The following is a 13,815-nucleotide window of genomic DNA, read 5'->3' as shown; positions in this document are numbered from 1 at the left end:
TACCGAGCCATGACTGCCTGCAACATGAGCGATATTCATGCAGAACCCGACATGCTCAAATCCTGCACAGGTTTGTTATCATTCATGCCCTCCGTAATGCCTGACCAGAGTAGTCCCATGTCCGATCGTAGCGCTCGTCTGCAAGCCCTTCACCACGCCCTCAAGGAACGTATCCTGATCCTGGACGGTGGCATGGGCACGATGATCCAGAGCTATAAGCTCGAGGAACAGGACTACCGTGGCAAACGCTTCGCCGACTGGCCGAGCGACGTCAAGGGTAACAACGACCTGCTGGTACTCACCCGCCCCGATGTGATCGGTGGGATCGAAAAGGCCTACCTGGATGCGGGTGCGGACATTCTCGAGACCAATACCTTCAACGCCACGCGGATTTCCATGGCCGACTACGGCATGGAGGAACTGGCCTATGAACTGAACGTCGAGGGCGCACGCCTGGCGCGCAAGGTGGCCGACGCCAAGACCTCGGAAAATCCAGCCAAGCCGCGTTTTGTCGCGGGCGTGCTCGGCCCCACCAGCCGTACCTGCTCGCTGTCGCCGGACGTGAACAACCCCGGCTACCGCAACGTGACCTTCGATGAACTGGTGCAAAACTACACCGAAGCCACCCAGGGCCTGATCGAAGGCGGCGCCGACCTGATCCTGATCGAAACCATCTTCGATACGCTCAACGCCAAGGCCGCGATCTTCGCCGTGCAAGGTGTGTTCGAGGAACTGGGCGTCGAACTGCCGATCATGATTTCCGGCACCATTACCGATGCGTCCGGCCGCACCCTGTCGGGCCAGACCACCGAAGCGTTCTGGAACTCCGTGGCCCACGCCAAGCCGATCTCGGTCGGTTTGAACTGCGCCCTCGGTGCCAGCGAACTGCGTCCGTACCTGGAAGAGCTGTCGAACAAGGCCAACACCCACGTTTCCGCCCATCCGAACGCCGGCCTGCCCAACGAATTCGGCGAGTACGACGAGCTGCCGTCGGAAACCGCCAAGGTCATCGAAGAGTTCGCCCAGAGCGGTTTCCTGAATATCGTCGGCGGCTGCTGCGGCACCACGCCAGGCCATATCGAAGCCATCGCCAGGGCCGTGGCCGGCTATGCGCCGCGCCCGATCCCGGACATTCCCAAGGCTTGCCGCCTGTCCGGCCTGGAGCCGTTCACGATTGATCGCAGCTCGTTGTTCGTCAACGTCGGCGAGCGCACCAACATTACCGGTTCAGCCAAGTTCGCCCGCCTGATCCGCGAAGACAACTACACCGAAGCCCTGGAAGTCGCCCTGCAGCAGGTAGAAGCCGGCGCCCAGGTGATCGACATCAACATGGACGAGGGCATGCTCGATTCGAAGAAGGCCATGGTGACCTTCCTCAATCTGATTGCCGGTGAACCGGACATCTCTCGCGTGCCGATCATGATCGACTCCTCCAAGTGGGAAGTGATCGAGGCCGGCCTCAAGTGCATCCAGGGCAAGGGCATCGTCAACTCGATCAGCATGAAGGAAGGCGTCGAGCAGTTCATTCACCACGCCAAGCTGTGCAAGCGCTATGGCGCCGCCGTGGTGGTGATGGCGTTTGACGAAGCCGGCCAGGCCGACACCGAAGCGCGCAAGAAAGAAATCTGCAAGCGCTCCTACGACATCCTGGTCAATGAAGTCGGCTTCCCGCCGGAAGACATCATCTTCGACCCGAACATTTTCGCGGTCGCCACCGGCATCGAAGAGCACAACAACTACGCCGTCGACTTTATCAACGCCTGTGCCTATATCCGTGACGAGCTGCCGTATGCGCTGACCTCCGGCGGCGTGTCCAACGTGTCGTTCTCGTTCCGTGGCAACAACCCGGTGCGTGAGGCGATCCACTCGGTGTTCCTGCTGTATGCGATCCGCAACGGCCTGACCATGGGCATCGTCAACGCCGGCCAGTTGGAGATCTACGACCAGATCCCGGCCGAACTGCGCGATGCCGTGGAAGACGTGGTGCTCAACCGCACCCCGGACGGCACCGACGCCCTCCTCGCCATCGCCGACAAGTACAAAGGCGACGGCAGCGTCAAGGAAGCCGAGACCGAAGAGTGGCGCGGCTGGGACGTCAACAAGCGCCTGGAACACGCACTGGTCAAGGGCATCACCACCCATATCGTTGAAGACACCGAAGAGTCGCGCCTGTCGTTCGCGCGGCCGATCGAGGTGATCGAAGGCCCGCTGATGTCCGGCATGAACATCGTTGGCGACCTGTTCGGCGCCGGCAAGATGTTCCTGCCACAAGTGGTGAAATCGGCCCGGGTGATGAAACAGGCCGTGGCCCACCTGATCCCGTTCATCGAGCTGGAAAAAGGCGACAAGCCGGAGGCCAAGGGCAAGATCCTGATGGCCACGGTCAAGGGCGACGTGCACGACATCGGCAAGAACATCGTTGGCGTGGTGCTCGGCTGCAACGGCTATGACATTGTCGATCTGGGCGTGATGGTGCCCGCCGAGAAGATCCTCCAAGTCGCCAAGGAGCAGAAGTGCGACATCATCGGCTTGTCCGGTCTGATCACACCGTCATTGGATGAGATGGTCCACGTGGCCCGCGAGATGCAGCGCCAGGACTTCCACCTGCCGCTGATGATCGGTGGCGCCACCACTTCCAAGGCGCACACGGCGGTGAAGATCGAGCCCAAGTACAGCAATGATGCGGTGATCTACGTCACCGATGCCTCCCGTGCGGTGGGCGTGGCCACTCAATTGCTGTCCAAGGAACTGAAGGCTGGCTTCGTCGAGAAGACCCGCCTGGAATACATCGACGTGCGTGAGCGCACCTCCAACCGCAGCGCCCGCACTGAACGCCTGAGCTACCCGGCGGCGATTGCCAAGAAGCCGCAGTTCGACTGGAGCAGCTACACCCCGATCAAACCGAGCTTTACCGGCGCCAAGGTGCTGGACAATATCGACCTGGATGTCCTGGCCGACTACATCGACTGGACGCCGTTCTTTATCTCCTGGGACCTGGCCGGCAAATTCCCGCGCATCCTTACCGACGAAGTGGTGGGCGAAGCCGCTACCGCGCTGTACGCCGACGCCCGGGAAATGCTCAGGAAGCTGATCGATGAAAAGCTCATCAGCGCCCGTGCGGTATTCGGTTTCTGGCCGACCAACCAGGTGCAGGACGATGACCTGGAAGTCTACGGTGACGACGGCCAGCCGATCGCCAAATTGCATCACCTGCGCCAGCAGATCATCAAGACCGACGGCAAACCGAATTTCTCCCTGGCCGACTTCGTCGCGCCTAAAGACAGCGGCGTGACCGACTACATTGGTGGCTTTATCACCACCGCCGGTATCGGCGCCGAAGAGGTCGCCAAGGCCTATCAGGACGCCGGCGACGACTACAACTCGATCATGGTCAAGGCCCTGGCCGACCGTTTGGCCGAAGCCTGCGCCGAATGGCTGCACCAGCAAGTGCGTAAAGAGCATTGGGGTTATGCCAAGGACGAACAGCTGGACAACGATGCGCTGATCAAAGAGCAATACAGCGGCATCCGCCCTGCCCCCGGTTACCCGGCGTGCCCGGACCACACCGAGAAAGCCCAGCTGTTCCAACTGCTCGACCCCGAGGCTCGCGAAATGCACGCCGGGCGCAGTGGCGTGTTCCTCACCGAGCACTACGCGATGTTCCCGGCGGCGGCGGTCAGCGGCTGGTACTTCGCCCATCCGCAGGCGCAGTACTTTGCCGTGGGCAAGGTCGACAAGGACCAGGTGGCCAGTTACACCAACCGCAAAGGCCAGGACCTGGCCGTGACCGAGCGCTGGCTGGCGCCGAACCTGGGGTATGACAACTAAGCAGGATCAAAGCGTCCCTGGGCCATCAGGGGTTCCTTGGCCTGGAACGCTGACCCAGCTGAATGCCCGCCACTGCCCCGCACGACGAACTCGCACTGCGGGCAGTGGCACCTGATGAGTTACGGGCGCGAGGAAGGACCGGGTTTGGGCGACCCAGAGCCCGGCGGTGATGTTGCCACCCTGCCCGCCGACAGATCCGCGACTTCCCTGCGCGACAGTTCAAGCAGTTTCTGTGCCCGTGCGCTACCCAGCTCGATCTCCAACAGGTTCAACGCGACGATGTAGCGTTCCTGACTCTCGGTGCCCAGCTCCCTGGCACTGTGCTCGTCTTCCAGCGCCCCTTGGCGCGTGGCCGCGTTTTGCTCAAGGGCCTCGAACGCGTCGGGATAGCGCTCGCGCAGGTAATTGAGCCAGTACTCCCGAGCGATCAGGCTTTCATAAAACCCATCGGACGCTTCGGCCGCGAGTACCGAAGCGCGCGCCGCAGTCACCGCGGCCCCGCTGAGCGGCGTGCCAAACGCCATGTACGAGGGTTGCCCTGGCAGTTCCAGCCTATCAGGCCACCCCCTGGTCATGCCGATCCGATACTCCAAACGCGCTTCGGCCGGATCCTGCCCACGGGCATTGGCCCCGGCCAACAGGTCGACCTGGTCGAGCCGGAACAATTGCCGGGACAAGTCCAGCAGCCGCTGGCCTTTGAGCCTCAAATTGTGCGCCGGCACTCCCTCCAGCACCCTCGCCTCGAACACCAGCACCTCCACTTCGCTGAAGGAAAGGATGCGCCCGTCGATACAGGTGCTGTGGGTTTTCGACGCTTGGAACAACGACCTGCGCTGTTGCGCACTGGCGGCAGCGACCTCGATCACGTCCCAGACACGCCGGGTAAGATCGGCGCGGGTGTATCGGTACTCGTGGGTATACCGTAGCTGGGAAAGCAAATGAAAGAACGGCCCATGGCCTGACTCCTGGGCCAGTTGCCGCCACCATTGCCGCCTGGACGCTGCCAGCGCGGCCGGCGTGTTCACCAGCCAGGATTGCGCTGCCGCATCACCCGTCTCATCCGTCAGGTCGGGGATGACTTCCAACGGCTCCCCGCCATCACCGTCGGAGTCACCGTCCGAATCATCACTGGAACCAGAGCTTGAGTCTGCTTCGGAGTCACTTTCAAGGGCGGCAATCCGCGAGTCAATGTCGTGGCGCGTAAACCCCGCCACACCACCGCCTTGGTGGGTATCGCTGTAGTGCCTGAGCTGCTCGAAGCTGTTGAGTGAGAGCCGATGGTTGTCGGTAAGGTCGAGACCGAGCACCAACGGATCGTGATTACCGTCCAGCAAGCGATCCGGAAACATCGTGAGAGTATTGCCACTGAGGTTCAAGCTCGTCAGGTGCGTTGCCTCCAGTGCGCCGTCGGGCCAGTGTGTAATGCCGTTGTAGCTCAGGTCCAGGGTCTGGAGCCCACTGAAGGCACGGGTGCTGAACTCACTCAGGCTGTTGTGGCTCAGGTCGAGCCGGCGCAACCGCGCACCACCCAATTGGCGATACAGCGGCTCGGGGTCGCTGATGGCGTTGGCCGACAGCTCCAATTGTTCAAGCTGGTCCATCCGCGCCACCGCCTGCGGCACCGCCGTCAGGTCGTTGCCGCCCAGGACTAACCTGCGCAGTGCCGGGAAGCTGTTGAGGAAGCCATCGGCGCCGTGCGCCGAGACCCGCACACCGGTCAGGTCCAGGGTCTGTACATGGGCAAACGGCAGGTCTAATGCCGGCAGAGTGTCGGCTTGCAGGCCGTGCAGACTCAGTTCAGCAGCGGGCTCGGTCGCCAAGCCACCTTGCCAGCACTCGCGGATCTTGATCGCTACCATCTGACGCTCTTGGGCCACCACGCTCACGTCCGGGCCGTGCAGCTCACGGGTATACAGCCAGCCATTGAGCTGGCGGGTCAGAGACGCGTACTGCGCATACCCGCTATTGAGCTGCACATCGATTTGCGCATCGCTCATCCCGTCTTTGCGCAGCTGCGCAAGCCGTTGCAAGGCCTGCTCCTCGGTCAGCGCCGGATGCAGTTGCTGCAAACGTTTGGCATACCCCGCGACACCTTGCGGGCCAGCGACAGGCTCGGGCAATGGCAACAAATAGCGAGCCATCGATTGATCGGTCTCCTGCGGTGCAAAGACCGCCGGCACCACTTCCTGCTCAAAGCGCTGCAGCGTACCCTCGGGCAAGCCTTGGGCGTTTTCAACCCGCTGGCGCGCCGATTTCAGCGCGGCTTCACCCGTGGGGCTGAACCGGTTACCGGCCAGGTTGACCTTCATCAACAGCGCATCGTTCGCCAGTACCGGTGATGGCAATGTCGCTATCTGGTTGTCCCGCAGGTCGAGCCAGTTCAATTGCGGCAACGTTTCGGCCCCGGTTGGCCAGCCCTGCAAACGCGTGCCCCGCAGGTTCAACACCTTGAGCTGCGTCAACGCGCTGACATCCAGGCCATTGAGCGAGTTATTGCCCAGGTCCAACAGCTCCAGGCTGCCAAGACCATTGAGCTGCGCCTGGACCGCGGGCGTCGCCACCAGGCCGTTGTTGGCCAGGTCGAGGCGGTTCAGATTGGGCAGATCATCTGCGCCAATGGGTATCTCGCTCAAGCCAAGCCCGTTGAGTTCAAGGGTTTGGGTGCCACTGAAGGCGCGGATGAAGCTGCGCGTCTGCGCGGTGGACTCACCCGACCAACCCAGGCGCAGCGTGCGCACATGGGAAAACGTCCCGGCCGGCAGAGCGGGCAGCGTCACGGCTTTCCCAGGGTAAAGTGGGGCGATCACTTGCACATCCTGCGCCGGCAATTCAAACACCGATACATCCGCCTGCCCCCCATAGCGCTGGGCTACTGCCCCGCGCCAGCTGGTTTCAAGCGCGCTGATCACCTCGGCATTTTGACCCGACTGCCAGGGTGATAAACGCGACCTGAAACGCAACTCAGGGGTCGCCGGGCCATAGAACGCCCCGAAAAGCCCACTTTGCTCGACACCCAGAGCCTCGATAGCGGCAAACCTGGTTTCAGGGGTATCCCAGGTCGCCATTATGTTTTCGCTTAACGCGGTGGTTTGCAGAGAGGAACCCATCAGCGCTTGCAACTCACCCGAGGCGTAGCCGCTGACCATCTGGTTCAAGTCAGCCAAATGCCTGCTCCCTCCCCGATAGTTTCTGACGTATTCATACGCGGGCTTGAACGCCTCGCGGGGGAACTTTGACCAGTCCAGCGACAGGCCGGCCCACAGCTTTTCATGCCCGTCATACAGGCGCTCAGGCAGTGCGCGAATGCTGGTATTGGTCAGGTCCAGGCGCTCCAGCTGGGTAAAACCTTCAACGTAGGCAGGCCACTGCGACAGCGTATGAGGCGCGTCAAACTGCAATTTTTTCAACTTTACCAACGCGGACAAATCGAGTTTATTGAGTGCGGTAGGGGAAAACCCGGTGCAATGAATATGCAGTTCCTCAAGCGCAGTCAGTGCATTGAGTTTTGAGGAAAAGTCCGCAGCCAACGTCCCCGCATCGGCCTTGAACGTCAGGCTTTTGAGTTTCGCTATCGCGCTCACGGCCACGGGCACCGTTGTCAGAGACGGCCTGCCGAGCAGGCTTGCGTTCCATACGCGGCCGTTTTCACCAATGGACAGGGTTTCAACGTCAGGAAAGCGCGCAAGAAAACTATCGGCATTGGCATCGTTCATACCGCGCCCACCCACCGACAATTCACGGATATGGGGAAAATCAGTGGTCAGGGGCGGCAAAGGCTCATTGATCATAATGGCCAGACGATCGGAAAAGCTCACTTCCCCAGCCAGCGCTGCGCGCCCCCACAGCGCCTTGAACATTTGCGCCACTTGAGTTTTGTGCCGATACGCCGAGCTGTCGGGTGTGCCACTGAATGGATCAGCCGCCACCGGGGGCTGGCCTACCCATTGGTCGAGTGCCGAGGCAAACGCTGCGTATTCGCGCCCGCGGTTTTGCAGAAGGGTGAGTATGGCGCTGTCGGTCTTGCTCTGTTGCAACTGCCGAATATAACCCGTGGCTTGTTCATCGCTCAGCTCCGGATAAAGCGCTCTCGCTCGCGCCGCAAGGTTGGCTCTCAGGCCTGGACTACGCCCACTGGCGTAATACCCCACCTGCTTGTCATTGATCCGCACAGGCGGCTTGAACCACTGCCGTTGCGGCTCCAGCAATTGCGCTGTTTCACTGCGATGAAGGTCGGCAGCCTCGATGATTTTTTCTTGCAGTTGCGCGCTCTGACCTACGTGCGGTACACCCAGCGCCTGCCGCGCCTCATCGGGCATGGCATGCATCAACGAAGCATAAAAATTATCGCCCTGTGTGGGCAGACTATTGAGTTCCTCGCCTCGTTCATTGAACGCCTGGAAGCGCGGGCCTTTTTTCACCAGATACCTCTTGTCTCGTGCCGAGTCACTGCCGATGCTGTCCAGCAAGGGGCCGCTACCACTGTCTTCGCGAATCTCCAGGCGCAACGTTTGCGGCCAACCCGGTAGCTTTTCCAGGGTATGCAACGCCAACCGGCGACTGTCCCTCAAGGCCATGGTTTCGCTGCGCAACCCGGCATACGCGCGGGTCTGGCGGCCTTGCCGGGCGTACCAGCGGGCCTCCTCCAGCAGGGTCAACGGCACCCGGCCGGTGGCGTGCAGTTGCTCAAGGTCATCGGGGCGGGCATCGGCCAGCACGTCTTGGGCGCCAGCCTCGCTGAGCCCCGGACAGACACGCTGCAGCCGGCGAACCTGGCTGTCCATCGGCTCGGTGCCGGCGTAGAGGCTGTCGAAAATGGCGGCTTTGCGGGCCTGGGCAAAGTCGGCGAGTTGCTTGCCAAGCTCTTGCGGCCTCAAGTCACGCACGCGCGCGCTCTCTCTGCCCAGCAGGTAGTTCACTTGCGGCTCCTCCAATGCCGCCAGAATGACCGCCGGCAATCGCCCGCCCAGGACATCGGCGCGGGTAATCTGGATCGGCGTCTTGGCAACCGCGCCACGCGGCGCGTGCTCGGAACCGTACTTCAACGAGTCACCGGAGAGCTCTGCCCCCTTGAACACCTCAAGCACGCGCCCTTTTGGCCAGCGGGGCATTTGGGCCACCAGCGGCAACGCAAACAGATAACGCTCATCGATCGGCTGGCTGCCTCGCAGTTGTTCGATCACCTGGCCGCTGTCTGCGTCGGCCTTGAACAGGCGCATGGCATCCGTCAGTTCCGGAGGCGGTGCCGCGTGGTCCATGTGCATCTTGCGCAGGGCGTTGTCGCTGACGCCGCTCACATCCGCCACCTTGATCAGCTCGGTATCGGAAAAGCCCTCGGTGGTATGGCCCATGCGCCGCAACAGCGTCAGGCGGTCCCACTCCAGCGGCCGCTCCAAGCTATGGCGCCAGGCTCCACGGTTGTTACTGTGCAGCACCGGCTGGTAGGCGTCGGCATTGGTCGGGTGCTTGATCCGCCAGCGCTGGATCGACTCATCAAACACCTGCTCGTAGAGCTGACCGCCCTGGCGCATATAGGTCTTGCCATTGAGCGTGTATTGCCCCAGCGCGTTGGGGGCCGTGCCGGCATCCAGCGTCTCGGGGCTTTCATAGCCCGTCAGGTCCGGCTTCCACAGGCGGGTTTCACCATTGGGCAGGGTGACGGGGCTCAGGTTTTCGAGCACCGGCACTGCGTTGGCGGCCCTGAACCGGCTCACGGCCGTCCCCACACCCGCCATCAGCGCAATCTGGGCCAGGTTTTCAGCCACATCGATCAGGTGTTCCTTGGCTGCGAGCTTGTCGCCCTCGGCCCACTCGATCGAGCCTGCCACCGTCTCGGAGAGCAATTGCTCGGCCATCACCGCCAGCATGACCTCGCCCAGCACCGGCACAAACATAGACACCAGGTTGAGCGCGAGCATGCCGACTTCCAGCAAGTGTGCCAGTTTGGCCTCCCGCGCCTTGACGTCGACGTCGGCAGTCGGCACCGCGTGGGCGCGGGCGTCGGCCAGCACCTTGTCGCGGTGCTTTTCATAGAGAAAGGGCCACAGGTCGAGCAGGCCGGAATAAGTACCACCGCTGCGAAACGGCATCATGCTGCCGGGTGCAAGGTAAGGGTCGGCTACCGGCTCCATCTTTGCCGGTTTTGCAGGCGGCAGTTCTTTAATACGCAAGATCTTTGACAACCCGAGCAGGAATTCCACCGCCGATCGCCAAGGCGAGCTCAACGGATCAACGGGTGAGTCGGCAGACTTTTGCGTGAACTGGCTGAAGTAGCGCGGCCGCTGGTCATAAGCCACGAACTGGCTGAAAAACTGCTGATAGGGCGTTGGTGCAGGGTCGTCGGCGGCCATGCCCGCGCGGGCGGTGAACAGGCGTTTGAACTCGTTGCGCATTTGTTGCTTGGTGTAGCGTTTGAGCGGATGCGCCGGGTCATGGGGGATATAGAGAATCAACGCGTCGCTGTGCTGATCGCCGATTGCAAAATAGACGCAGCCGGTCAGTCTTTTCCCCATCAGGCTCATGTCGAGCAACCAGACCTTTTTGTTGCCGAGCGTGGGATAAAGGCTGCCATTGATCACCGAGACAATCATGGCGTGATCCGCCACCTCGATATCCCCGGTCGCTACGGCGTAGTCGGCGGCGGCCTGCAGGGTTGCCTTCTGACTGGCGATAAAGTGTTGGCGCAGGGGCGGTATCGGGCTGGCGTCGACCGGTGCAAAGAACGCCTTCAGGTAAATCTGATACTGCGCCCCGATATCGAGGCTGCGGCATAACGTCATGAACTGGCTGACCGTCAGGTTGACCGTCGTCGGCTCATAGTTGCCGGCAGTAGCGGTTTCCAGCACATAACCCGAGGTGTTGTGGTAAGCACCCGCTTCGCACTCCCAGGCTTCAAAGTTATGCAAGGCGGCTTGCAGCATCGATAACTTGAGGAGTTCGAAAGACGCCACTTCCACCTCCAGCACACTGACCGCCAGCGCGCGCCGCAGGCACAGGAAGGTCTTGTCGACATCGACTTCTACCTGGTGCTGGTCTTTCAAGGCTTTGACCAGCAACGGCCTGGCGAATGCATCGACGTCCAGGAACGTCGACATCGTGCTGTCCAATTGGACCTGGGCGGCCGCACTGGCCTTGACGCTCGCATTGACGGCCTTGCGGTGTGCCGGCGAAAACTTTTTGTATTCCTGCGGCAACACCGACGGGGTGTTTTCAAGCGCTGACCTGCGGGCAGGTGTCGCGTCCACCAGCCATTGGGGCACGGTCTTTTCAATAAACTCGCGATGAATACTTCGGGTGGCAGCGGGTGGTTTTCCAGCGGCGCAAAGGGGCGGTGAATCAGTCATGGTGTCGCTCCGGGTAAAGGGGAGTGACAGAGCATCACGACGCTTACCGCAATCGGTGGTGCATATGTGCCGGCGTGTTTTAGCGCTGCGCGTATCCCGTTACCGCGGCCATCACGACTGAATGGAGTTTGCTGTTGCGCACCGACCATCGGTCCGCAGACCTGGCAACCCACCAATGCCGGGTTATCTACAGAAAAAAAGGAAATTCGTCATGCCCATTCAACCCATGGCCCTGAGCCAGTTGCCCAGCCAAGCCATCCATGCCCATTTCGCCACTCGCCCGCGCCTATTTTCAGTGTTGTTCAAGGCACTGCGCACGGGCCTTCTGGAACGCTACCCGGATCTGAAACCGGACCTGCTCACGCTCAAGCTGGCCAGCCCCACCGTGACCGGCAGTTATGCGTTCCCGCTGCTGGTGAACGTCGCCATAGCGCATGTGCTCAACCCTCAGCTGCTGGACCTGCAACCCCGCGGCGAAATGCCGTACTACCTCTCGCCCGCACCCGGAAGCGGCCTGGCCGACATCGACATGCAGGTGGTTGCGCGCATCATCGACGAGTTACCCGGCTCGCTTTACCTGCATTGGCAACAGGACCTGGCGGACTACTGGAGCGCCCTCGACAGCCACGGCAGCAGCCGCTGGCAATGGCTTGGCGAGTTTCTCCAAGGGCAAATGAGCGCAGCCGCCACGCGCCCCTCCACCTTGAGCGACGCCCAACGGGACATGCTGGCAACCGCCGCCACCTGGCCCGTAAGCCGGGAACGCCTGCCCCGCTCCACGCCCGCCACGTATGCCTATTTCATTGAGACCACGCTGTCCAGAGGCGGAAACGAACAACGCCTGCTGACCCCAGACCTGCTGCTGGTACGCGACAGGCAGGTGCTGCTGTGCAGCGTGTCCGGCGCTGTCGAGTCGTTTGATTGCCTGGATGCCTTTGGTGAAACCTGGGGCACGCGGATGCAGGCCCGGTTCCAGTTCGACAGCCTCACTTGGCGGCGTAATGAACCCGACGGCAACGTGTTCGAACAACAGGCCGGGCTGATTCTCAACCAGCAACTGGAGGACCTGGCGAGCGTGTCATTTCAAGGTCAAGGCGAAGAAGTGCTCACGCGTACCCTGGATAAACTCACCGACCCCGCTGTGCTTTTTACCCAACTGCCCGAGGCACCGGCGGCGCAGTTGCAAGAGATCGATCACCAACTGCCCGGATGGCTCAAGCAAGCCAAGGCCGATGACCGTTTTGCCTACCACCGCCATCTGCAAGATATGGCGCAGGTGTTGAAAAACAACCAGGGCCGCTCATTCAACGAGGGCATTGAAAACATCCACACTTTCAGCCGCGACGCATTGCGCACGCAGATGCACACCGACCATGGGGATTACGACCCCGATGACCTGATGCTGGACTTCGCCGTAGCGGCCGGTTATCCAGGCACCACCGGCATTATCGACCATGTGCGTCTGTCACTGACGGAACTGGCCTTGAAGAATCTCGCCGGCAAGCCCAAAGGCACACTGACGCTGTCCTCCAAAAGCACCGCGACGCTTCCCGCCTGGCTGAGCGAAGACTACCTGTTGGGCAGCCACGGCTTGATCCAGCGCGTCGACATTGGCACCAGCTACCCAGAGAAGATCAAGGAGTTGCTGCTGTCCGACACGGTAGAGGCGCGCCGACGAGAACACCTGTTTACCACGGAACTCAAGGTCCACCTGCCGATGCTCGCGCTGGAGTATGCGATCAGGCAGCAATACGGCGTTACCACCACCGGCTATCGGTATGTAAAAGCCTTGATGAGCGAAAACCCGGCAGACAGAGTCGTTGACGATCAGGAGATCGTGCTGCGCCCTCTGGCCCTGTGCCGCAAGACCGGTGCCGCGCCGGACACTGTGAACAATTTCTTCATCATCGAACCCCGCGACGTAGGCACTGGCCCGCACCTGCTGTATCGACCGTTGTATACCGATGCCCTGTATCAATACCCGACACGCCAGGCCTTGCTCAATGCGCTGGCCGCCCCCGGAGAGTTGCAGACCAGTGTACTGACCTGGCTGAGCGACAGGGCCCGGCCGGTCTACGACCACGGCGGCTTCACCGAGCCGCACATCATTCGCTTCCTGCCCGGGGATGAATTCGCCCCGCCTGAACAGCCCCTGCCCGCGTCGCTGGCCGTCGATGAAGGCGCCGAAGAGTGGCTGCAGTCGCAGATCAACGGCCAACTGCCTAACCACCTGTTCGGCAGCACCGCACGGGCGTTGGTGGACCTGGCGGATCGCGCGTCGGTGTCCAACAGCGAAAGCCGCTGGGCCATTGTGATGGAAGGCGCCTGGTTGCTGTTCAACACCTTGTTGTTGCCCCTGGCACGCGGCCCGGCCATGTTGAGCGGTTGGCTGCTGGTGTTGGTCAGCAGCCTGGAGCAGGACCTGGCGGGTCTGCAGAGCACGGCCCCAACCACGCGCGAGCTGGCGCTGATCGATCTGCTGCTCAATACCGCGATGGTGCTGTTGCACGCCGCTACGCCAGCCCACCGTCCCCAACAAGCCCTGGCAGAACTCGCCCCGCCAGACAACGCCCTGCACTTGTCATCCTGGCGCCGCCCTGCGGGCCAGCCGCCTCAGGCTGGCGTGCCGCTGGTTCGCCATGGCCCG

The 13,815-nt window shown here is 61.7% G+C and carries 3 protein-coding genes; 2 read left to right on the top strand and 1 reads right to left on the bottom strand.

Annotated features, from left to right (window positions below; genetic code table 11):
- The first annotated feature begins 117 nt into the window (after positions 1–117).
- Positions 118–3,828, top strand: a complete 3,711-nt coding sequence (metH, locus tag BFQ04_RS03710) for a methionine synthase (protein ID WP_065949638.1) — start codon at positions 118–120, stop codon at positions 3,826–3,828.
- A 119-nt stretch (positions 3,829–3,947) separates the two neighbouring features.
- On the opposite strand, the gene BFQ04_RS03705 is transcribed toward metH, so the two are convergent.
- Positions 3,948–11,168: an NEL-type E3 ubiquitin ligase domain-containing protein gene (locus BFQ04_RS03705; protein ID WP_065949637.1), complete on the bottom strand. Its 7,221-nt coding sequence runs from the start codon at positions 11,166–11,168 to the stop codon at positions 3,948–3,950.
- Positions 11,169–11,379: 211 nt separating this feature from the next.
- On the opposite strand from BFQ04_RS03705, the gene BFQ04_RS03700 reads away from it, so the two are divergent.
- Positions 11,380–13,815: dermonecrotic toxin domain-containing protein (locus BFQ04_RS03700; RefSeq protein WP_371914480.1), on the top strand; the 2,436-nt coding region annotated here is incomplete at its 3' end.

Source organism: Pseudomonas sp. 37 R 15, from assembly GCF_900004865.1.
GTDB classification, from domain to species: Bacteria; Pseudomonadota; Gammaproteobacteria; order Pseudomonadales; family Pseudomonadaceae; genus Aquipseudomonas; species Aquipseudomonas fluorescens_AM.
This window is presented reverse-complemented; position numbering and strand designations above follow the sequence as displayed.

Excerpts from the sequence above, each read along its gene's own strand:
- metH (WP_065949638.1), top strand. The coding sequence starts at position 118 with ATGTCCGATCGTAGCGCTCGTCTGCAAGCCCTTCACCACGCCCTCAAG.
- BFQ04_RS03705 (WP_065949637.1), bottom strand. The coding sequence starts at position 11,168 with ATGACTGATTCACCGCCCCTTTGCGCCGCTGGAAAACCACCCGCTGCC.